Below are 22678 nucleotides of genomic sequence, written 5' to 3' on the forward strand. Positions count from 1 at the left end.
CCTCCCTTGTCTTATTTGAACCTGAAGATGAACCTGGTGCCGACCCGCTCCTCCTGGTGCTGTCCGCCGTAGGACCACCCCGTGACCGGGTCCTGGTCGTAGTAGAGCATGAAGTCGGTGCGCGGCGTGAGATGCACCCCGAGCTCACCGGTCCACCTGAGCGGGGCGTGCGAAGGGTTGATGAAGTCGTAGCCGGTGCGCCACCCCGCCTCCGGACGCGTCCCGAGCTCTGCTCCCGCCGTGACCCCCCTGTTCTCAACGGTAACCATGGAGAATTTGGCCGCAGCCGACAGGTAGAAGGTCTGCGCGAGGGACACGCGCCATCCGGCCTGGGCGTGCAGGCGATGTGTCGACTGCTCGATGCCGCCGTGCAGCTCCTGCCCGGTCCCCCGGTAGCCTACGCCCAGTTCGGGCTCCAGCGTCAACTGGTAACTGGGGCTGTAGCTGAGCCCGGCGTTGGTGAGGAAGCGGTCCGTGTCGAAGAAGCGGGCGGTCGCCGCCGGCTCGGAGAGCGTCGGTGTGCCAATGGGATCGGACAGGGTGGGCGCGCCCAGCCCCCCGGCACCGGCAACGGCAGTATCCATGCACAAAAGCGCTATGAGCAGCAACAAAGCTTTCATGTGCGACAGTGTAGCAAAAAAGGAGACTACTTTCTCTTTGTTTAACGTCACCCCTTTTTGTCATCGCCAAAAAGAAAGGCCCCGATGGAGTCGGGGCCTTTCTGTCTGTTTGATCTGTTCCTTTGCCAGTTGCGAGAAGGGCAGTTTCAGAAGTAGGAAACCACTTCGAAGTCCCTGCTGGCGATCTTCTCGAAGTCCTGACTGGTAAAGGCGAATTCGTGCACCAGCGTCTTGTCGAGCTGGTGGTCAAACTGCTGCAGCGGGAGCCTCAGCTCCTTGACCGCTTTCCCGGTCTTGTCCGAGACCGCGGCGGCGTGATCCGTGTAGGTGATCGACACGGTGTGCACTAGATGCTGCGCCGGTGCGGCAACGGACTGGGTTTGCACCACCTTCACGATGGCGGAGGGGGGGATGAGCTTTTGCATCTTGGCGGCGAAGAAATCGATGTCGCCGGAGACCTTCAGGGCGCCCTCGCAGGCCTTGCGCTGCCCCTCGTCCATCTTGTTCTGCTTGATATGGACCAGCTTGTCCAGGCAGGACTTGACCTGCTCCGGGGTCAGGTTGGCGGCCTGGTACATCTTCTTCTTGTCGCCGCTTTTCACCCCTTCCATAAAGGCCGCGGCGATCTTTTGGTCGCCGGCCGGGTCCTTGGCGGCCTTCTGCTCCACCTGGCCCTTCGGGGCCGGCTGGTCCGCCGGTTTGCCATTGCATGCCGCGATCGCGGCAACAAGAACAGTCAATAAAGCCAGCCGAATCACATCTCTCATAGCATCTCCTGGATGGAAGTGGATAGAAAACAGCCCGGGGGAGGAGCCTCCCCCGGGTTATCATGTTGCCTTTTGCTTGTCAAGATCCGTCGGGGGAAGGTTTCCCTTCCCCCTTCGGGTGTGCGTCAGTTTACCACCAGCGGTGTACGGCCTTGATGGTCGGTACACGCTCGTTCAACTGGCTCGATGCGGTGCCGTGGCAGACCAGGCAGGTCTCGGAGGTGGTTGCCAGGTTGCTGCGTGCCTGGTTGATCAGGCCGCCAAACTGCTTCATGTGCGCCTGCGCCTGGGCGGTGTCGTGGCAGGAGAAGCAGGCCGCGGTGATCGGCGAGACCACCAGGGTGGTGCCGGCCGCATCGGTATAGGCGCCGCTGGAAGCGGTGAAGCTGAAGCCGGAGCCGTAGGCGGCGTTGGCGGTGACATACGGGGAGTAGTAGGTACCCGGTACGGTCTCGTTGCCGGTGACGATAGCCGGTACGCTAGCCGGCATGGTGCCGGTCGCCGAGGTGCTCGCGAGCAGGCTGGTGACGGCGTTGGCAGAAGCGGTGGCGCTGAAGTCGTAGGTGCCGGCAACGTGGCACTGCTCGCAATCCTGCAGGTAGCCAGGATAAGTGGTTTTCCAGTAGGTATCGCCTGCGGCCACTTCCCAGGAGAACTTGACGTTGCGCTTGGCGGCCGCGTGGATGGCGTGGACGAAATCCTTGGTATTGACGGACCAGCCGAGGGTGTTGACCTTGTTCACGTTGTGGCAGAAGACGCAGGTCGGTGCATCGTTTCTCTGACCGGAGTGGAAGGTCGGCGCGATGCCAAGGGCCGCGTGGCAGGCGTTGCACTTCGCGTTGCTGACGATGGTGCGGCGGCCGGTGTAGCTGGTGCCGACCTTCCAAACGTTCGGGGTTACCACGATGAGGCCGCCGACTTTGGTGGTCGCGTTGAAGGCCCAGTCGGTCTTGAACTGGGACGGAACGGTCAGGCTGCTCAGGTCGGTCAGGGTGAGCGGAGGAGTGCTCTGGCCGTAGGTGTAGCCGATACCACCGGTCAGCATCGTCGCCGTATCCGGAACGATGGCGTTGTTGATGGTGATGGTGTAGTAGCCGTTGGTGTCCGGACCGGTCATGCTCGAGGTGGCGGTGGTGCCGTTCCAGACGTTCTTGACCCAGGCGCTTGCGCTGGCGTTGAAGTCAGCCGGAGCGGTGACGCCGTCCTGCGGTACCGCGAAGGCGAAGTAGACGCTCGGGGAACCGGTGTAGCCGTTCATGAGTTCGGTCACGACGCCGGCCTGGTAGGTGTTGAAGACAACCGGGTTGCCGTCCTTCTTGAAGCGGAAGGTGATGGTCGGGTGCTTGTTGGTGTCGCGTGCCACGCTCTTCACATCCCAGGTGATGACCGGTGCGCCCGGTACAGCGACGCCAGCGGCCGGGAGGTAGCCTGCGTAGGTGTGGGTGTTGGTACCGCCCAGTTCCGGAGCGTTCGGATCCGGAGCCTGCACCGGGAGGTGAGCGTTGGAAATCTCGATAGTGGTGTTGCCGCTGGCATGGCAGCCCTTGCAGGAGGAATCGTCGATCTGGCCGCCCGCGTGGGAGCTCCAGGTCATGGCGTTGTGGCAGGAACCGCAGGCCTTGCGGCTCGGGTTGGACATCCATGCGTTGACGTCGGTTCCTTTGTGGCAGAACCTGCAGTTTCTGATGTCCTGCGGGTAGGTCTGCTCGCCGTAGGTCACAAGCCCTTCAGCCGGCACGGTCCAGGAGGAGTTGGTGTCATTGAAGGTCTCGCCCATGTGGATGCGGTGGATGAAGGTCACGAACTCGCCTTCACCGCTGTCGAACTGGTCGGTGTGGCACATGACGCAGAGCTTGGTGTCAACCCTGGAGCCGGTGTGGCCGGAGAGCATGTTGCCGGCGGCAAGGCCGAGCTTGTAGTGGCAGCTGTCGCAGGTGCTGGTGGCGACGATGTCGCGTGCGTAGCTGGTAAGAGCGACCGCGGTGCTCGGGGTGAAGTCGTAGAACATGTTGGTGGTGTTCGGGGTGGTGAACACTGCCTGCACTGCGTTGGTGGCCGGGTTGATCGGACCGGCGTAACCGCCCGGGACCGCGACGGAACGCACGGAGATGCCGATGCGGTGGGTGGCGGTGGCGTCGTAGGCGACGTTGGTGTTGGCGGTGATGTCGGCGCCGAAGGTGACGGTGTAGCTGCCGTCGCCGTGGTCGATGACCTTGTAGCCGTCGGCGATCTTCACGCCGTTGACATACAGGTCGGATGCGTCGGTGCTCGGAACGGTCGGTGCCACCGGGGTGGAGCTGCCCCTGTTTACGAAGGCCGGGATGGAGGCCAGCGGCAGGCCGGAGCTGATGTAGTTCTGCCAGTAGGAGTTGGCGCCGGTGGTTGCATTGGCCGGAACCAGCTTGGCGACGTGCAGGGCGAAGGTCCTGAGACCCTTGATCCCCTTGCCGGTGGCCTTGTTGGTCACGGTGAAGTTGACGATCGGTTTCTTGCCGGGGATGAAGGCGCTGGTGATGCCGCCGGAAAGCGCGATGTTGTTCAGGTCATCCACGGTCAGGGTGGAAGCGTCTGCAGCAGGAAGCATGTTGGCGTTGGAAACGGTACCGGAGAGCGCAAGACCGGTGCTGGTGTAAGCGAGAACCTGGCCGCCTGCGTTCACGACCTGGGTCGCACAGTCGGTGTAGGTCTTGTTGACGGAAGCAAGGGTCTGGTTGGCGTCGCCGAGCACGCCGGAGAGGCCGAGCATGGCCGATACCGCGGCCGTGATGTCGGTGCTCTGCTGGCTGATCACGATGCTGATCGGGTTGCTTGCGCTGATCCCGCCGGCAGTCGGGGGATTGCTCAAGTCGACCGGTACCAGGGAGCGGAAGGTCCCCTGGGCCACGACGGCTTTGAACACCAGCACGGTCTTGGCGGCCGGCAGGGTGAAGGTGAGGCCGGAGAAGCTGCCATCGCTGCCGATGGTAGCGGTCCCGAGCTGGGCGCCATCCTGGGCGTTGTAGACGAAGACGTGGTTCACTGCGCTGGCCGAGGTAGATGACAGGAACGCGGTCTTGGCGGCGGCCTTGGCAACGTCGACTTTACCGCCGACGGTCACTTCGGTGCCCTTGCTGGTGAGCTTGGTGGTGGATCCCCCTCCGCTGCAGCCTGCGAGAGGCAACAGCACGCATACTACGAGTGCTACGAGGTACCTTAAGTTTCTGCCAATCATAGTTTCCTCCTGTTGTTTGTGTCCTGCTCCGAGAGTTCTTTCTCTAATGCTGACTTCAGATGTCCCCCCTTGTTTGCCGATAGTTGTTCCGTTACGGACCGGTATTCACCTGGCCGCTGACGGTGACCCCGAGTGACGGACGGCTGGGGGTTACCGAAAGTGCCGTGCTGAAAGCGGAGCGGTTGCCTGCCGCATCGAACGCCTTCACGGTGTAGGAATAAGTGGTTGCCGACGTGACCGCCGGATCGGTGTAGGTGGTCGAGGCCACGGTCGCCAGTTTCACGCCATCGCGGTACACATCGTAGCCGGTGACGCCGACGTTGTCGGTGGCGGCGGTCCAGCTCAGGGCGACGGAGCTGATGGTGCCGGTGATTGCAGTGGCAACCGCGGTGAGGCTGGTCGGAGCGGTAGGCGCCGCGATATCGAGATGCGACAGCAGGTCGCCGGAGAGCGTGCCGCTCACGGTCACGTTCAACGAGGCCTGGTTCGGTTTCACCGACAGGGCCGCGCTCGGGGCGGCGAAGTTGCCGGCCGCATCGAAGGCCACGACGGTGTAGGAGTAGGTCACGTTCGAGGTCACCGGGGTGTCGGTGAAGCTCGTCGTGGTAGAGGTCCCGACCTTGACGCCGTCACGGTAGATGTTGTACCCGGCCACGGCGATGTTGTCGGTGGAGGGGTTCCAACTGAGGACTACGGCGCTGGTGGTGGCGTCGAGCGCATAGGTGACGGCGGTAAGGCCGGTGACCACCGAGGGCGCCGTGACGTCGCTGTAGTTGGGTTCGGCCGGCGGATTGCTGATGGTCTGGATCAGGCTGTTCACCAGGTTGGTCAGCTCCGGCTTCGTGGACAGGACTCTGTTGGCTGCGCTGATGAACAAGGTTTTGAAGGTCGCGTAGGCCGGGCTGGCCACGTCCAGGACGGCCTGGTTTATTATGGTCGTCACGGCGGTGGTGTCGGTAACCGCCCCGATTACCTGCGAGTCAACGATCATCTGGTCTATGACCGTGAGTGCCGCCACGTAGGCCGGGTTGCCGGCCGGCGGGGCCAGGATGTCGGTCACGTTGAAAAGGACGCCCACGCGTGCGTTGGCGGCAAGGACCGCGCTTTGCAGCAGTGCGGTCGTGATGGGCACCGGCTTCTGGGCCAGAATCGACGGAAGCTTTTGGAAGGCGGCTTCCGTGAGCGGGCTTACCGTGACCGATGCAGGGTTGGCGGTGTCCACGGCAGCGCTGAAGGAATCAGCAGCCGTGAAAGGCCTTTGCAGTCCCGTGGTCTCGCTCAGGTAGGTAGCGCCGGGCTGGCCGGTAACGGTGACAACGATCGGGCCGGTAACCGAGGCGGGGATCCTGACGGCGTAGCTGCCGTCGGTACCGGTCACGCCGGTCCCGAGCAGGCCGCCGCGGGCGCCGGTAAGCGCCAGCCGGTAGACCGAAACCAGGCCGCCGACGATCGGCCCCTTGGTTGCGACTCCTGAGACTATCCTAGTGGCACCGCCACCGCCCCCACCGCAACCGATGAGCAACAACGGCAGGACAAGGAGCAGCAAAGCCGCGGCTATGTGTCTCTTCCAGGGAATACACATGTTATGTTCTCCTTCTGCTTTGATCAGGTTATGAAGACGGGTTCCGGCCACTTACTCCAATGGAGGGCCGCCATTGTGACACTTGGTGCAGGCCGGCCCGCTCAACCAGACGCCCTGCAGCGTGGCGCCATGGCAGACGTCGTTGCGGCAGGTCGCGTAGCTGAAATGACCGTTGATCTGGTGCGCCGTGTTGGCCATCCACTGGATATGCCCGGTAATATCTGCCGGCGTGGTCGCGCTGATGCCCCCCCAGGCATGGATCTGGGGCGCGGTCGCGGTCCCGCCCAGGTGGCAGTTGATGCCGCAGGACGGGGCGGTGGCGCCGCCAAGGAGGTCGGTGCCGTGGCACTCGGCAACGGCGCAGGACTTGCTGCCGAAGGGATTATTGACCGGGTCGAGCGCTTTCTGCTGCTGGATGTAGCCCGGGTGCAGGGCATAGGCGACCTGCCCCCACAGGACCGGGTGCACGGACGTGGCGCTGCCGGCATGGCACCCCGCGCTTTGCGGATCCTGCAGGTTTTTCATGCAGGAGACCTTGGCTATGCCACCGGTGAGGTCCTCGCCATGACACTCGGCGCAGCCGTTGATGTCTTCCTCGGCCGCCACGCTGTGAGCGCTCGGGAGCCAGTTGGCCGGGTGCTTGCCGGCGGCAGGGTCAAAAGTGGCCTGCGGATTCGCGTCCCCGCATCCCGACAGGGCCAGCGCCAGCGCACCAAGTACCGCAAAAGACAGAACTTTTGTCGTTATTTGTGGCATGTCAGGCACCTCTCGTTGTTGGTACGCCCGTGACACTTGGCGCACGACGCGGGATTGATCTTGCCGTCGATCCTGTGCTGGCTCATGTAGTCGCCCCTATGCGGCAGGTTCCTTTCCACCGCCTCGGAGAACTTCACGTTCGGCTTCAGCTCTTCTTTGTGCGCATGGCAGTCGGAGCAGAAGGATTCGGCGTGGCAGGAAGCACAGGCCCTTCTGGCGTTGCTGGCGAAGACGCTGTGCTTTTTGAAGAAGTCGACGGCTTGGTGGTTCATGGCCGCGTAGGCATCGGTGTGGCACTCGGTACAGTTGGGCGTCCCGGTCACCGCCTCCGGGTGGATCAGCGCACCGCTCTTGGTGTTGGCACAGGCAAAGAGCAGGCAGGCCATGAGCGGCATCATCAACAGAATCAGTATTTTACTTTTCACTCTTGCCCCCCTTTTCGCCACACTTCATATCGAAAGCGTAGGCAACTTTCACGAGCGCTCTCCACTCCTTTTCGAAATCAGGGCTCTGTGAGTACTCGATGTCTCCACCTACCTTGAGCTTTTCGGTGACCTCGTAACCCGCGATACCGGTGAGTGCGTAGCTGCTCTTCACGCCATCGATGGGGCGATCGAAGAGGACGTTGTAGAAGTCGACGCCGAACTCGGTGTGGCCCGTCTTCTTAAGCGCATAGAGCCGGTAGTCGTAATAGCGGGTGCGGTCGGTGGAACCATCCATCCGGTGTCCGGAGGCCCCCAGCGAGAGGGCGTCGGCGGTGGTGTACGCGACCTTGCCCCCCACGTAATCGGCAGAGCCCAGGATCTCGTAACCGTAGTTTTTGTACTCGGCCGCGAGGGTCAGGTTCTTCACCGGGGTCCAGGCGGCGCTGACGCCGGCCGCAGTCACCTTTTCCCTGGGATCGAGCAGCCCGCCGTTGTTTTGCAGGGCAAAGGCCGTGGTGGTCACGTTGTAGAAGTAGTCCTGATAGTTGATCCTCGAGAAGTCCGCACTGACGGTCACTGCATCGATGGGGGCGACGGAAAGGGTGTAGGCATGCTCCATCCAGCCGTCGGTGATCGAGTTGTAGGAGGAACGACCGGTGAGATCAACCTGCTTCACCGGATGCACCCAAAGGTCGATCCCCTCTTCTTCGCGGTCGCGCGCAACGTCGCTCTCGTTTCTGAGGGCGCTCACGCCGACCGAGTAGAGGCCGGGCTTGCCCTGGGCCACCCGCCCGCCGTAGATGAAGTCCCCCCCCTTGTAGTTGGGGGTCGTCACCACCGGCGAACCGACGAAGGCCGCCGCTGTGATGCCTGCAGCGAAGTCGCTGCGCGCATAGAGGCCGTCCACCCGCTCGGTGGCGACACCTTCGGTGATGAACTGGCGCCCGGCGTTAACCACCAGGTTGTTCTTCGCCGCCTGGTAGCTCAGGTAGCCGTACTGGACGTCCCCGTCGGTGTAGTGGTCGGTCGACTTGTCGACGAGGTCGACGCGTCCCCAGGCACCCAGGTGCAGGGACGTGGCGCTGCCATCCTTCTCCGCAGCGGTGACCGAGAAGTGCAGGTACTCGTACAGCGGATAGAGATCGTCCTTGTTGATGGTCCGGGTCATGCGCAGGTAGGTGTTGGAGCTGCCGGTGATGGTGTAGTCCGCAGCCATAACCGGCTGGGCCAGCGTCACCGACGACGCGGCAAGCATCACCCACGCAATCTTCAGGAGACTACTTTGTTCGCGTCCTGATCGTTTCTCGTGGCTTATCAAGACATCCCCTCCTTTTACAGTAGTGTGAATCGTTATCCAGGAATCCGCTGCTGCGTTGACTGTAATCTGGGGCCGGGCCGGACATGGACCAGCGGTGTCAGGCCTGAAACCATCTATTCTGTATTTACCGCCGGTCTATTATCGAAAAGAAAAACTGGGAATGCTTCTTAGACGTGCTTACACATCAGCCGCCATTCTATATTAAGAAAATTTTAACTTAACAGAGAGTCTGTACGGATGTGCTCGACTGTTGGAATCTTCGCTAAACTTACAACAGTTTTGCAGCAGTGCAAGTTGCCCCCAAAAAAAATTATTTCAGCAAAGCATATTTAACTAGTGACTGTGCCTCAGTGACATCCCGCGGCCATAAAAATTAACACATGCTAATATAAAACAGATACTGTGGCACAACTTCAATGGCTGGAGACTGCAACGTCAGATATTCGTCAGCGACAAGTTCAATCTGAACAGCAGGGCCGGCATCGGTCCTGGAGTCGGCTACGATTAAACGGCAGCTTACAAAACCGAGGGCACGGTTTCCTCAATAAAGGGGCAGCAGAAAGAACTTCACTCACTGCAGCAGGCTGTGGCTTCTGCAGGATCCCTACCAACTGTATAAACCACTGAAGCAGCGTCGTATCTAAGCTCACAACGTAGAGTGCCTTGCCACTTAAATTCAAAACCTTGACACAGGTATTAGGGTTTTTGACAAAACGATAACTTTTACTGCGACATACTTGAGCCTAATCGGCGAGGGGAAAAGAGACTTTAGGAGAAAATGGCTATTGGAGGGTAAATCTTCCTAAGACAGTGACAGTTCGAAGAAAACTTGTGTGAGTCCGGTAAAGGCAGAACAGTACCAGGAGAACGAATGATGACGCGACGTGACACGCTTCATGTCCTTCATACAGCATCGTCTATGTCTTTCTGAGGCCTCACCAGCATGATAAGCAGGAGTGCAGCCACACCGGCGAGCGATGCTCCAAAGAGAAAAGGCGCGACGTTCCCCTCGTACTGCCAGATGCCGCCGAAGATGAGGCTCGCGGGCAAGGCGCCCGCGCCGATCGCGAAGTTGTACCAGCCAAAGGCGGCCCCCCGCTGCGTCGGTTGCGCCATGTCCACCAGAAACGCCTTCTCCACCCCTTCCGTGAGCCCGAAGAAGAGGCCATACACGCCGAAGAGGAGCCAGATCTGCCATTCGCTCCGGGCCACGCCGAAGCCGAGGTAGGAGAGTGCATAGACGCACCACCCCGCAACGATCACCGACCTCCTGCCGATCCGGTCGGAAAGGGCGCCGAAAGGCATGTTGGATAGCATCTTGACCAGATGAAAGAAGGCCCACAAAAGCGGGAGGCGATAGGAAGGGGTGCCGACGGCGCCGGCCTTGAGCAGCAAAAAGGCATCGGAGGAGTTGCCCAGGGTGAAGAGGAACAGGATGACGAGGTATCTCCTGAGCCCCCCCGGCGGCAGCATTGCCAGCTGCAGCCGCGCCTTCGGCTCCGGCGTGCGCTCGGTCTCGGTCACCTTCCAGGCGATCAGGAGGATGGCCACCACCCCGGGTATCCCCGCCAGCCAGAACAGCTGGCGCAGGTCCTTCACGAAAAAGGCGAGCAGGAAGGTGGCCAGAAGCGGCCCCACCAGGGCCCCGGCGTGGTCCATGGAGCGGTGGAAGCCGTAGGCCTTGCCGCGCAGCGACGGGTCCACCGAGTCGGCGATGAGCGCGTCGCGCGGAGAAGTGCGGATACCCTTGCCGACCCGATCGCCGGTGCGTATCAGCAATACCGCCAGAGGTGAGGCCGCGCTCCCTATCAGGGGGCGCATCAGCGCCGACAGGGAGTACCCCATCAATACCAGGCGCTTCCTGCGACGCACCCGGTCCGAAGCTATCCCGGAAAAAAGTTTCAGCAGGGAGGCGGTTGATTCGGCGACACCTTCGATGACACCGAGAAAGGCAGGACCTGCCCCGAGCATGCCGGTGAGAAACAGGGGCAGCAGCGGGTATATCATCTCACTGGAGACGTCGGTGAAGAAGCTGACCAGCCCCAGTATGAACACGTTGCCCGTTATGCCTGTGAACACGTCGCACCTCCAGGGTTTCAGTCTAACCCCAACGGGAGCATGAAACAACAGGCCGGCAGCCGATGCAATCATAATTAAAACAAATCAATTCTATTGACATTTGTGGCCGGATTTATTACCTATCTTTGAACCAAAAACCTTTAGGAACGGAGGCAAAGACATGGACAAGAAAACTGGTTTCATCGGCGGCGGCAACATGGCGGAGGCGATCATCAAGGGGCTTCTGGCCGGGGGCGTGCCGGCGGCGGAACTCGCCGTGTCCGAGCCGTCCGAGGCGCGCCGCAACCTGCTTGCCGAGCGCTACGGCGTGCAGGTCCTGGCCGACAACGCGGAGCTGTGCCGCATGAGCGACACCATCATCCTCGCGGTGAAGCCCCAGGTTGCGCCCCAGGTGCTCGGCGCGCTCGGCGCCGGTCTCACCGACAAGCTCTTCATCTCGATCATGGCGGGGGTCAAAAGCGCCGCCATCGAGGGTATGCTCGGCTCCGGCGCCCGCGTGATCCGGGTGATGCCCAACACGCCGGCCCTGGTCCTCCAGGGAGCTTCCGCCATCTCCCGCGGTTACCACGCAACCGAAGACGACCAGGTCCTGGCCCGCAGGATATTCGACCTGGTCGGCACCACCTGCGTGGTGGACGAGAAACTGCTCGACGCCGTCACCGGCGTTTCCGGAAGCGGCCCGGCCTACGTGCTCACCTTCATCGAGGCGCTCAGCGACGCCGGGGTCAAACACGGCCTCACCCGGGACATCGCCACCGCCCTGGCCGCCCAGACCGTCTACGGCACCGCGAAGCTCCTTTTGGAAAGCCACGAGCACCCGGCGGTCCTGAAAAGCAACGTGGCCTCCCCGGGGGGAACCACCATCGCCGCCATGCACTCCCTGGATCGCGACGGCTTCCGCGCCGCCACTATCAACGCCGTCGACGTCTGCGTGGCTCGCTCCAAGGAACTGGGGGAGAGATGAAAATAAGAGCCACGCTTATCGTGCGGGGAAGGGTACAGGGGGTGGCTTTCCGTCACCACACCGCCCGCACCGCACAGCAGCACGGCGTGACCGGTTGGGTCCGCAACCTCCCCGACGGCTCCGTCGAGGCGTGCTTGGAAGGCGAGGAAGCAGACGTACTGGCGATGGTGCAGTGGTGTCGCAGAGGGCCGGAATTGGCCAGGGTGGACGAATTGAATGAAAAGCTGGGAGAATACACCGGGGAGTTCACCGGTTTTCAGGTAAGGGGATAGTGATGCGTAAAGCAAGCAGCGGTTTGTTCAGGCGCCTGGGCCTTTGGCTCGTCGCGCCCCTCCTTTTGATGGTCCTTGTCTCGGCAGCCTCCGCCAGGGACCTCGACCTCAGCAAGGCGGTGAAGGTAGGAAACGGCAAGATCATGGTGATAGAGTTCACCGACCCGGACTGCCCCTTCTGCAGGAAGGCCGAGGCCTATTTCCAAAAGCGCAGCGATGTCACCCGATACATCTTCTTTATTCCCCTGAAAAGCCATCCAGCCTCCAAGGGGAAGGTGCAGTACATCCTCTCCGCGAAGGACAAGGAGAAGGCCTACCTGGAGGTGGCGGCCGGCACGGCCGACAGGTGGAAATTGTCGGAGGTCACTCCCGAGGGAGTCGCGCTGCAACAGGAGCACGAGCAGATCGCGAAAGAGCACGGCATGAACGCGACCCCCATCTTCATGGTCTACGGCAGCGTCGTCAGGGGCTTCGACCTGAACAAGCTGGTGCCGCTATTGAAATAAAAGGCTGGGGCTAGGGACTGGGGGCTAAGTAAAGCCCCGTCCCCAGTTCCAGCCTGTCCAGCCTCAGCCTCAGTCTCAGTCTCAGTCTCAGTCTCAGTCTCAGTCTCAGTCTCAGTCTCAGTCTCAGTCTCAGTCTCAGTCTCAGTCTCAGTCTCAGTCTCAGCCTCAACCCTCAGCCTCAACCCTCAGCCTCAACCTCAGCCTCAACCTCAGCCTCAACCTCAGCCTCAACCTCAACCTCAACCTCAACCTCAACCTCAACCTCAACCTCAACCTCAACCTTTGCCTTTGCCTTTAATAGGCCACCCCTTCTCGAACCCGTCCGGGAAGAACCGCTCCCTGGTGCGGTTGAAGTAGCCGTACTGGATCCGCGGGAAGGCCTTCTTCACCTCCTGCAACATCCGGTACATGCCGACCCCGCGCTTTTGCACACCCATTCTCTCGTTGTAGAAGGCGGGATCGATGGAAAGGTTCCTCATCTGCAGCATGTCCACCCCGGTCTTCTCGATGAACTTCAAAAGCGCCTCGAGCTCGGAGGGGCTGTCGGTGACCCCCGGGGAGACCAGGTAGTTGATCATCGTGAAAAGCCCCTTCTGCTTCGCCGCCTGGACCGATTCGACCACGTCGGCGAAACGGTACCCCTTGGGCCGGTAGTAGCTGTTGTAGAACCCTTCCTGCACCGAATTCATCGAGAAGCGCATGGAGTCCATGCCGGCATCGCAGAGCATGCGGACCCGGTCGGGGATGGAGCCGTTGGAGTTGAAGTTGACCGTGCCGCGCGAGGTCCCGGCCTTGAGCCTCCGGGTCGCCTCGGCGATGGTGTCCGCCTGCATGATCGGGTCCCCCTCGCACCCCTGCCCGTAGGAGACGATCGGCTCCGGCGCCTGCAAAAGGTGCGGCAGCATGAGCTCGACGATCTCCTCCGGCGTCGGGACGAAGGGGATGCGCTCGTGGTTGGACGGGCAGCAGTCGGAAGGCTGCAGGCTGATGCACCCAAGGCAACGCGAGTTGCAGACCGGCGAGGTCGGAATGGGCGCCTCCCACCTGCGGAAGAAGAGGTTCTTGGCGGCAAAGCAGTGGTAGTCGACGGCGCAGCGGGACAGCTGCTCTATGAGCCGGTTCTTGGGGAACTCGGCCAGCATGCTCCGCACCAGCGGATCGAGCTTTCTGTCGTCGTAGTTCTTGGGGAGCCAGTTCTCGTTGTCGTCCACGCGGGTTGCGGCCACCACGAAGCACTCCCTCTCCTCGTCCCACCCCACGGCGGTGTAGGACCAAAGCGGGAGATGCACCTTCTTCTTGCTGTAGTCGCAGGCGGGGAGCAGGGTGCGCATGTATCCCGGGGCCATGAAGGCGGAAACGGCCTGGATCTTCATGCTGCGCCGCCCCTCCCTGACCTGGCTCAGCGTCACGAAGCTTCCCTGGTCCTCGTCCCAGGCGATGGGTGGGGTGTCGGGTATGGTGAACAGGCGGCTGTCGTCCGGCAGCGGGATCAGTTCGACCGATTCCGGCAACACAGCCTCGTCGGCGCTCATCCCCGCCATGGTGAGATAGGGATGGTCGTAGATGTTGCCCTGGCTGTCGGCGTAGAGCAGTTTCGGTAGTTTCTTTGCTTTCATGTTTATCCTGTGAAAACCGTTAGCCACGAGCTTGCGGGACGTAGCGTCGCGGAGGCTCGAGAACTTCTGAGACAATCCGAGAACTGCAAAAAGCAGGGTTAGAAACTAGCCAAAGACTTTGAACTAACAAAAGCCTCCGGGGTTGTGCCTTTCTCAGAAGTCCTCAGATTTTCTCCGTGGCCAATGGTTTGGGTTTTATTTCCGCGGCCGCCTACAGTAACAAAAAACCGTGGCGCGGGCAAGGGATGCATCCCGTACCGCTCTGGGCGCCGCTGCACCGCTGCCACCATTTTTCTGGCAACGCCTCCTCTAATCGGCTACAATCCCCGCCCATGAAGATCCTGCTCGCCACCCTGCATGCCAAGTACGTCCACGCCTCCCTGGCCCTCCCCTATCTCGCCTCGGCATCTGCTACCCTCCCCGGCCTTGAGTGCGGCATCCTGGAGCTGACGATCAACGAACAGCCGGACCAGTTGCTGGCGAAGCTTTACGCCGAGCGTGCAGACGTGGTCATGTTCTCCTGCTACATCTGGAACACCGAACTGACGCTGAAGCTGGCCTCTGATCTGAAGCAGCTTGCACCCGACACCTTCATCGTCCTGGGCGGCCCGGAAGTCTCCTTCGGCTCCTTCGACATGATGGTGCGCAACGGCGCCATCGACTGCATCGTGCGCGGCGAGGGGGAGCAAAGCTGCCGCGAACTGCTCCAGGCCCTGGACGGGGGCATGCCGCTGGACGACATCGCCGGGATCACCTACCGCGAGGGCGAGGAGGTGATCGCCAACCCCGAACGCCTCGCGCTCGCCGAGCTGGACCGGATCCCCTCCCCCTTTGCGGCCGGGCTCGTCGATCTGGGAAAGCCGCTGGTCTATTACGAGACCTCGCGCGGCTGTCCATTCTCCTGCGCCTTTTGCATGTCTTCCATCGAGAGCGGCGTCCGCTCCTTTTCCCTGGAGAGGACCAAGGGGGATCTCCTGCTGCTCATGGAAGCCGGGGTGCAGACCGTGAAGCTCGCCGACCGCACCTTCAACTACGACGCCAGGAGGGCGGACGAGATCTGGCGCTTCATCCTCGAGCACAACCGCGGCAGCAAGTTTCATTTCGAGATAGCGGCGGAACTGCTGACCGAGGACAACCTGGCCCTGCTCGCGCAGGTGCCGGCGGGGATGTTCCGTTTCGAGATAGGGGTTCAGTCGGGCGGTGAGGAGACGCTGGCCAAGGTGGAAAGGACATCGAGTCTCGAAAAGCTGTACGCCAACGTGGAACGACTCAAATCTGCGACGGGGGTTACCGTGCATCTCGACCTGGTGGCCGGGCTGCCGGGTGAATCCCTTGAAGGATTTCTGGCTTCGGTGCAGGGGCTCTTCGCGCTCAACGCCGACCACATCCAGGTCGAGCCGTTGAAGGTCCTGAAGGGGACGGCCATGCGGGGCATCGCGCGCAAGGAAGGGTACGCCTACTCGGAGGCCGCCCCCTACAAGATTCTGCGCACACCCTGGCTCAGCTTCGAGGAGATCAGGCGCATCGAAGGCATCAGCCGGCTCCTGGACCTGGTCTACAACAGCGGCAGGTTCGCTGCGACGCTGCAGGTATTCGCCACCGACCGCCCTTTGTCACGGCTCTTCAACGAGGCGGCGCAGTTCTTCGACTCGGCCGGGTTCTTGACCAACACCCTCTCCCTTGCCTCGCTCTTCGATGCCCTTTGGCGTTTCGTGGCCGAGTGGAGCGACGGGGAACAACGGGAGCGCCTGCGCGACGCGCTCTGCTTCGATTTCTGCCTGACCGGCTACCCCGGGGGCAACCTGCCCAGTTTCTTCGCCGGCGGGCAGGAGCAGGGCGAACCCGGCGTGCCCTTGCGCCTGGAGTCGAAGCCGGGCGAACGCGTCCGCTATTACCGCCGTACCTTCGCCAGGGATTACCGCTGCACTCCCTGGTGCGAAGGGCCCGCCACGATCACCTTCGTCTACCGCTCCGCCCTGGGTGCCGGACTCCGGGTGCAGGTACTCTAGGCCCGCCTCCCTTTCCGCCGCACTCCCCCCGCTTGCACTCTCGGCGCAGCAGGCGATACTAAACGCTTAGCGTTTTCCAATCAAGCCATGCCGCAGCGGAGAGACCATGGAATACTTCACGGTTTGCTGCCAGCGCAGGGGAAGCGTCTCGCTGGATGGGGCCTACCAGGGCGAGAACAAGGACGGCGACACGCCCCGGGTGTTCCGGTGCAACGCCGGACTGCACGACATTTCGCTGCGGTGCCGCGTGGGTCAGAAATGCAGGGAGATGACCCAGAGGGTTACCATCTGTGGCACCAACGCCATCGTCCCCCTGGTGGTCCGTTTCTTCTGCGACCTGCAGCAGTAGCGGCTACTGCGCGGTTTTCAGTATCTCTTGCACGAACCTCCAGTACCTGGCCACGCTCTCGATATAGACCCGTTCGTCAGGCGAATGCACCTTCTCCATGTTCGGCCCGAACGACACCATGTCCATGCCGGGAATGCGCTCTCCGATGATGCCGCATTCCAGCCCGGCGTGGATCGCCTTCACCTCCGGTTCCTTCTGGTAAAGATCCCGGTAGCACCTTTGCGCCAGCTTCAGTATCGGCGAGTCGATGTTCGGCTGCCACCCCGGGTACCCCTCGCTCACCTCGACCACGGCGCCACCCAGCTCCAGGATGGACTGGACCGTCTCCACCACCTCGTTCAACCGCGAAGCGCTGGAGCTGCGCTGGCTCGTTACCAGGACCAACGCGTCCTTTTCCGTGCCGATCACCGACACGTTGGTGGATGTCTCGACCAGCCCGGCAATCTCGGCGCTCATGCGCTGCACGCCACTGGGGAGGGCGGCTATCGTCTTCATCACCTGCCGCTGCAGCTGCAGATCCATTACCGTTGCCGGCCCCTCCTCGGCGCGTTCCAGGACCAGCTTCACCCCGGGATCGACCGTCGGCAGTTCGGCAAGAAAGGTCGCCGCGAGCTCCGTCACCACCGCCTGCGCCCTTGCCGCCTGCTCCGGCGCCAGGTAGATGATGGCGCCGCACTCCCTCGGAATGGCATTTCTCATGTTGCCGCCGTCGATGGTGGCCAGCCTCGCCCCCAGCTCAGCCAGCGGCACGAGCGCCCTGTTCAGGAGCTTGATGGCGTTGCCCAGCCCCTTGTCGATCTCGAGACCGGAGTGCCCCCCCTTCAGCCCCTTTACGGCGAGTCGGAGCGCGCTCCAACCGGCAGGAGCGGCTTCCCTGGCCACGCCCCACCGCGCCACGGTATCCTTGCCGCCGGCGCAGCCGATATAGAGCGCCCCCTCCTCCTCGGAGTCGAGGTTCAAGAGGGTTCGGCTTGCCACCAGTTGAGGACTGAGGTTCTTCGCCCCGCGCAGCCCGGTCTCCTCCTCCACCGTGAAGAGGAGCTCCAGCGGACCGTGCTCCACGCTCTTGTCCTCCATGACGGCCAGAGAGGTGGCCACGCCGATGCCGTTGTCGGCGCCGAGGGTGGTCCCGTTTGCGGTCAGCACCTCTCCCTGGCGTACCAGCTCGATGGGGTCTTTGAGAAAATCGTGCACCTTGTCCGCGTTCTTCTCGCAGACCATGTCCAGGTGAGACTGCAGGCAGATGCTGCGCACCCGCTCCTTCCCCGGCGTTGCCGGGAGCTTCACCACGATGTTGCCGCAGTCATCCTTGGCCCGCTCCAGCCCCAGTTGTCCGGCACGCTCCAGGATATACGCGCCGATGCGCTCCTCGTGTCCCGACGGCCTGGGCAGTGCCGAAATAGCAGCGAAGCAGTTCCAAAAGATGTGAGGTTCCATGCCACGAATCGCGTCAGTCATGTCGGCTCCCGAATAAAGAATTCCCCTGCAACGTCCTTGCAGGGGATGAAGGTGTATCTCGATGATCTTGGTACAGGCGAGGGGCTAGAGGTTCTTCACCTTGGCCTTCACCCTGGCGAACTCCTGGGTCGAGTCAGGCAGCCAACTCTTGGGTGGCAGCTTGGAGATTTCCTGCTGGATATCCTTGATCCTGTCCACCGTCTCCGGGTGAGACGAGAAATACTTGGCGATACTGCCCGGCTGCCTCTCCTCCACGGCATCGAGTTTTCTGAAAAAGCTGACCATTCCCTGAGGGTTGTAGCCCGCCTTGTACATGGTCTCCACGCCGAGGTAATCGGCCTGGCTCTCCATCTCCCGGCTGTAGTACATGCCGCCGGCCTTGCCGAAGAGGTCGGCCGCGATCTTGGAAAGCTCGCCCCCCTGCCCCCCCAGCAGCAGGCTGACGATGAGGCCGTACCCGTACTGCTGCGTCATCTGCCGGGTCGAATGCCTGGCCACCACGTGGTTCATCTCGTGCGCCATGACCGCCGCGAGTTCCGCCTCGCTGGCCGCCGCCTTGAGCAGACCGGTGTTGACGTAGGTGTGGCCTCCCGGGATGGCGAAGGCGTTGACGCTGTCATCCTGGACGACCTGGAAGGTAAAAGGGAAATCCTGCTTGCGCACCCCGGTCAGGAGCTTCCTCCCCACTCCGTCGATGTAGGCCTGCACCTCCGGGTCCCGCACCACCTTGTGCTGCTTCTCCACCTCCACCGCGAACTTGTCGCCCAAGTCCTTCTCCTCGGAGACCGAGATCATGTTGAAACCGCCCACCGAGGACTTGTTGACGGCACAGCCGCAGATGAGGGAAAGGCCCAGCAGGACGGGGAGAAATAGCCTTTTTAGGCAGTTCATCAGGGAACCTCCGAAACAGCGTATCGTTCAGTACGGGAGGAATCAACGTCCGGCGGGATCTCTCCATTCAACTGCGCCAAAGTACCTGTCACTTACAAAGGTATAGACGAGACTTATCGTACCTTCCGACCGATGTTTGCTGGCTATGTTAGCATAGTTCGTATCGCGTATCGACTCAGAATATCGCAGGCCTATAGCGTGCCTGCCGTAAACTCTAACAGTCAAACCGCCATGCCCTCTGAATACACTCTCCGAGCCGTCATGATCAGGCCCCCAGCTGCTTACATAGTACCAGCGTCCGGTCAGGTCCACCATTGTCCGGTCTCCGAAGAGCAATTTCATCGCCAACAGCACCTGCGGCGTCGCACCGTAATGATAGCCCCGCTCCTCGGCAACCTCCGATTCGAGACCCGTTGCGCCGAAACCTACCCCACCGAGCAGCGAGCCCTGGGCGGCCACGCCGGGCGCAAGCCAGTACTGCCCGGTGGTTCCCAGGGAAAGGGCCGTGCTCGAGACCCTGAACAGGTAGGGTGAGATGTAGTCGTAGCTGCCGTAGAGTCCCCATATGCCGCGATAGTCTCTCCCCACTTGGTACGAGGTCCCCTTCAACAGCCCCCGTACCGTGAGGGTGTCCACCAGGTTGTGTTTCCTGGCCCTGGTCGAAATCTCGAAGTTGAAGTAGTCAAGGGGGCGGTGGTAGCTGTAGTCCGGTTTCCCGGGGAGCCCGTACTCCATCGAAAATTCGGCGATGCCTATGCCCTCCTTGCTCGGCTCCTTGACCGGTGCGCTGAGGTTCTTGGAATGAACGTCGAGGCTGAAGCCGCCCCTGCACATCCATAGTGTGGCCGGGCTGTGGTTCGGAAACACCGTATCGAACCGCTTTCCGAAGAGCGCCCGGTTCACCGCCGTCGGCGGGGAAATCGCGGCCGCGGCGATTTCGTACCCGACAGGCGGCTTCTTCCCACCCTCTTCCAGCACCAGGTCGGCCATCCGGAACAGTGCCTCTCCCAGCAGGGTTCCGGCGTTGCCTGTGGTGATCAGGTCGTTGGTCGAGGGACGCGAATTCTCGCCGGCCATTTCCCACAGGAAACTCCCGGCATTGCTGTACACCAGGGATTGCCAGAAATTCAGCCCCGAGGACCGGGCCAGGCCGTACATGGTGGCCCCTTCGTACGGATGCCCGAACTGGTTGACCTTGAAGGTGTCCTGGTCGAAGGACCAGTCCTGCTGGGTAAGCTGGCGCCAAAAGGTGGAGGGGTTGGTCGCATAGGTCCTCTTCCCATCCTCGGTCATCTTGTCGTGCAGCACGACCCTGTCGAAGCCGTTTAAGAGGATGATAAAGGCGGGAATCTCGGCCGCGGGGACGAGGTAGCTTTTCCCCGCGCCCGTCTCCCAGGAGAGGACCTGGGCCGATTCGCTCCCCGCGGTAAGCTGGGGAACAGTGTCAGCCCGGGAACGTTTGGGCACGCCCAGAACAAGGCACAAGACGCCCACCGCAAGCAGGAAGGAGGCAACGGACCTCGGTAAGCTTCTCATACCGCCTCCCACTTGGAAACCATCCGCTTGTCGCCCAACCTGGGGGATGTCTGGCCGACCGGTGTAGGCAGAATGTCGGTCAAATCAACAGGCTATAATTTACCCCCCCCCCTTTCTTTGTCAAGGTCTCGCCTCCCTCTCTCCCACCCCATCCCCGGAATGCAAAAAACCCCGCCGGTGGCGCCGACGGGGCTTGAGAGTAAGGTGAAGGAGCAGGTTACATCTTGCGGAAGGTTTCCATCTCCCGGTGCATCGATCCTATCAGTTCGTTGATGGTCTCGATTTCCCCGAGCATCTTCTTGGCATCCTCTGCGGTCCCTTGGATCAGGCGATCGACCTCGGCCACGTCGCTGCGCAGCACGTCACCGATGGCAATCTGCTCCATGCAGGTATCCTTCAACCGCTTCACCTTGTCGTTGTCTTCCTGCACGCTCTGCATGTACAGGCGGTTGCCGCGGACCTGCTCCTCGGTGGAGTTCGTTATTTTCGCAGAAAGGGCGCGCATGCGCTCCAGGCTGCGGACGATGAGTTGAGCACCGGTCTCCTCTTCCTGGATGGCGCGGCTGAACTGTTTGACGCGGGCCAGATTTTTCTCCGCCTCCTCGGTTATCAGCTGGCTCCCCGATGCCTGCTCGTCCGTGGCGGCGGCGATCTGCTGCACCATGCGTGATGCCTCGGCGGCGCTGTCCTCGATCCTGTGCAGGGCTTCATCGGCCTTCTCGGAAACCGCTACACCTTCGGCAACCTTGTCTTTGCCAAGGCGGGCGGCCGTCTCCGCAGCGGCGGTCTCCTTCTGGATGTTGGCAACCAGCTCCTCGATCTCGTTGGTGGAAGCCGAGGTTCTCTTGGCGAGGGCGCGAACCTCTTCGGCAACCACGGCAAAGGCCTTGCCCCGCTCTCCCGCCTGGGCAGCGATGATGGACGCGTTGAGGGAGAGAAGGTTGGTCTGCGCGACCACCTCCTTGATGACATCAAGAAACTCGCCGACGCGCAGGGAATGCTGCGACAACCTGTTGATGGCATCAACCGAGCGGTCGCTGTGCTCTTCGATAGCGGTCATGGCCGCAATGGTAGCCGACATGGCCTCCATCCCCTCGGCGGCCTGGACGCGGACCTTGTCCGAGCAGTCGGAGGTGCGGCGTGCGTTATCGCGGATGTCGACGGTGGAGCTGCCTATGGCGAGGATGGAGTTGTAGGTCTGTTCAGTAGAATTGGTGAGGGCCTCGATATTCGAGGCGGTCCCCTTGATGCTGACGGCCATTTCCTCGATGGAAGCGGAGGTTTCCATGACTGATGCCGAATATTCCTGGATGCTGAGAGCGATGGCGTCGGTGGCGGCGCTCATTTCAGTGGAGATGGAGGCGCGCTCATCGGTGCGCACCGCTATGTCCTCGATCTCTTTCAAGAGGTCCCTGAAGAAGGCATTCATGTCATCCACAGCGCCGATCGTTTCCTGTTCCCTGGCAGCCTGTTTCTCGTTGTTGTGAACGGTCTTGCTGAAGTCGGCGGTCAGACGGCCGTGCCGGCTGGAGATGTCTGCGGCAAGCTTCGATACGTTTTCCACCATCACCAGGACCCGGTTCATCAGGGCCTCGTTGCACTCCATCACTTGCTGCAGCTCATCGCCCTTTCCAGACACCGACCGGATGGATGTTTCACCGGTTATTTTTCCGAGCATCTTCAGTTGCTGCTCAACGTAAAGCCTGAGGGCTTCCTTGATGATGTGGTAGCAGAAAGTGCCGACGATGAAGCCTGCCGCCAGACAGCCGATGGCGTACAGTGGGGCAAAGGCCTTGGCTCCAAAAAATAGCCATGAATAAAAAGGAAAGACAAGCCCCATAAGCAGGCCGAAGCAGACCATGAATATGTACGTGCTGCGGAGTGAAGAAAGGTATTTCTTGAAAAACATAGGGACCCCGATCGCATATAAATATTCCAATTACTACATTAAAATAGACATACTGTCAATCCAATAGGTATATCACCCCAAACGGAGCCGATCTATGACTGTTGCGCAGCGACGCCGATATCTGCGGACGCGTGCAGCGTGGCGTCAAAAGGGGGAAAGGAATTCCAAACTGCGACCAGGGGGAGAGGGTGTTCGGGTGAGGGACGGTGCCGGGGGGTGAGCTTGCGAGAGTAGAAGCCAGCCTCAGGACGCGAAAAAGCCCCGTCTGTTTCCAGACGGGGCTTTCTCTATTAAATTCCCTGCGGCGACCTACTCTCCCACATCGTTTCCAATGCAGTACCATCGGCCCTGAGAGGCTTAACTTCCGTGTTCGGGATGGGAACGGGTGTGACCCTCTCGGCATAGCCACA

18 protein-coding genes and 1 rRNA gene are annotated in these 22678 nt (G+C 61.4%); 5 read left to right on the top strand and 14 right to left on the bottom strand.

The genetic code is table 11. From position 1 onward, the window contains the following. Positions 1–11: 11 nt before the first annotated feature. The 8 genes from KOM00_RS18340 to KOM00_RS18375 form a co-directional block, all read right to left on the bottom strand. Positions 12–620, bottom strand: a complete 609-nt coding sequence (locus KOM00_RS18340; protein WP_216500435.1) for a hypothetical protein — start codon at positions 618–620, stop codon at positions 12–14. 146 nt (positions 621–766) lie between these two features. Next, complete coding sequence (locus tag KOM00_RS18345; RefSeq protein ID WP_216500437.1) at positions 767–1387, bottom strand: hypothetical protein; 621 nt, start codon at positions 1385–1387, stop codon at positions 767–769. Positions 1388–1517: 130 nt separating this feature from the next. After that, positions 1518–4598 (bottom strand): OmcA/MtrC family decaheme c-type cytochrome, encoded by a 3081-nt coding sequence (locus tag KOM00_RS18350; RefSeq protein ID WP_216500439.1) that lies wholly within the window; start codon positions 4596–4598, stop codon positions 1518–1520. Positions 4599–4689: 91 nt separating this feature from the next. Continuing rightward, entirely contained in the window at positions 4690–6180 is a 1491-nt protein-coding gene (locus KOM00_RS18355) for a fibronectin type III domain-containing protein (RefSeq protein WP_216500441.1), read from the bottom strand. A gap of 51 nt (positions 6181–6231) precedes the next feature. Continuing rightward, positions 6232–6936: a hypothetical protein gene (locus tag KOM00_RS18360; protein ID WP_216500442.1), complete on the bottom strand. Its 705-nt coding sequence runs from the start codon at positions 6934–6936 to the stop codon at positions 6232–6234. Next, positions 6924–7361: a cytochrome C gene (locus tag KOM00_RS18365; RefSeq protein WP_216500444.1), complete on the bottom strand. Its 438-nt coding sequence runs from the start codon at positions 7359–7361 to the stop codon at positions 6924–6926. The genes KOM00_RS18360 and KOM00_RS18365 overlap by 13 nt, the downstream gene beginning before the upstream one ends. Beyond that, positions 7351–8679 (bottom strand): hypothetical protein, encoded by a 1329-nt coding sequence (locus KOM00_RS18370; RefSeq protein WP_216500446.1) that lies wholly within the window; start codon positions 8677–8679, stop codon positions 7351–7353. Before KOM00_RS18370 ends, KOM00_RS18365 begins: the two co-directional genes overlap by 11 nt. A gap of 903 nt (positions 8680–9582) precedes the next feature. Then, entirely contained in the window at positions 9583–10758 is a 1176-nt protein-coding gene (locus KOM00_RS18375) for an MFS transporter (RefSeq protein WP_216500447.1), read from the bottom strand. A 160-nt stretch (positions 10759–10918) separates the two neighbouring features. Between KOM00_RS18375 and proC the strand changes: the two genes are divergently transcribed. The 3 genes from proC to KOM00_RS18390 are packed head-to-tail and all read left to right on the top strand — an operon-like array spanning position 10919 to position 12500. Then, positions 10919–11722, top strand: a complete 804-nt coding sequence (proC, locus tag KOM00_RS18380) for a pyrroline-5-carboxylate reductase (RefSeq protein ID WP_216500448.1) — start codon at positions 10919–10921, stop codon at positions 11720–11722. Next, the gene (locus KOM00_RS18385; protein WP_216500449.1) at positions 11719–11994 is read left to right on the top strand and encodes an acylphosphatase; all 276 of its coding nucleotides are present in this window, start codon (positions 11719–11721) and stop codon (positions 11992–11994) included. The genes proC and KOM00_RS18385 overlap by 4 nt, the downstream gene beginning before the upstream one ends. A gap of 2 nt (positions 11995–11996) precedes the next feature. Further along, entirely contained in the window at positions 11997–12500 is a 504-nt protein-coding gene (locus KOM00_RS18390) for a thioredoxin fold domain-containing protein (RefSeq protein WP_216500451.1), read from the top strand. A 275-nt stretch (positions 12501–12775) separates the two neighbouring features. Here the strand turns inward: KOM00_RS18390 and KOM00_RS18395 are convergent, their stop codons facing one another. Further along, positions 12776–14116 (bottom strand): radical SAM protein, encoded by a 1341-nt coding sequence (locus KOM00_RS18395; RefSeq protein WP_216500452.1) that lies wholly within the window; start codon positions 14114–14116, stop codon positions 12776–12778. Between the two features lie 332 nt (positions 14117–14448). On the opposite strand from KOM00_RS18395, the gene KOM00_RS18400 reads away from it, so the two are divergent. Continuing rightward, positions 14449–16125 carry a B12-binding domain-containing radical SAM protein gene (locus KOM00_RS18400; protein ID WP_216500454.1) on the top strand — a complete coding sequence of 559 codons (1677 nt, stop codon included), beginning with the start codon at positions 14449–14451 and terminating at the stop codon, positions 16123–16125. Between the two features lie 106 nt (positions 16126–16231). Next, the gene (locus KOM00_RS18405; protein ID WP_216500457.1) at positions 16232–16474 is read left to right on the top strand and encodes a hypothetical protein; all 243 of its coding nucleotides are present in this window, start codon (positions 16232–16234) and stop codon (positions 16472–16474) included. A 3-nt stretch (positions 16475–16477) separates the two neighbouring features. Here the strand turns inward: KOM00_RS18405 and KOM00_RS18410 are convergent, their stop codons facing one another. The 5 genes from KOM00_RS18410 to rrf form a co-directional block, all read right to left on the bottom strand. Next, a complete protein-coding gene (locus tag KOM00_RS18410) occupies positions 16478–17932 on the bottom strand; it encodes an aminoacyl-histidine dipeptidase (protein WP_216500459.1) in 1455 nt (484 codons plus the stop codon). A gap of 84 nt (positions 17933–18016) precedes the next feature. After that, complete coding sequence (locus KOM00_RS18415; RefSeq protein WP_216500461.1) at positions 18017–18823, bottom strand: M48 family metallopeptidase; 807 nt, start codon at positions 18821–18823, stop codon at positions 18017–18019. Between the two features lie 42 nt (positions 18824–18865). After that, entirely contained in the window at positions 18866–20359 is a 1494-nt protein-coding gene (locus KOM00_RS18420) for a DUF3943 domain-containing protein (RefSeq protein WP_236027062.1), read from the bottom strand. Positions 20360–20576: 217 nt separating this feature from the next. After that, positions 20577–22268: a methyl-accepting chemotaxis protein gene (locus KOM00_RS18425; RefSeq protein ID WP_216500467.1), complete on the bottom strand. Its 1692-nt coding sequence runs from the start codon at positions 22266–22268 to the stop codon at positions 20577–20579. A gap of 296 nt (positions 22269–22564) precedes the next feature. Beyond that, positions 22565–22678 (bottom strand): 5S ribosomal RNA (gene rrf, locus KOM00_RS18430); the annotation flags it as partial.

It is taken from the genome of Geomonas diazotrophica (assembly GCF_018919385.1).
Taxonomy (GTDB): domain Bacteria; phylum Desulfobacterota; class Desulfuromonadia; order Geobacterales; family Geobacteraceae; genus Geomonas; species Geomonas diazotrophica.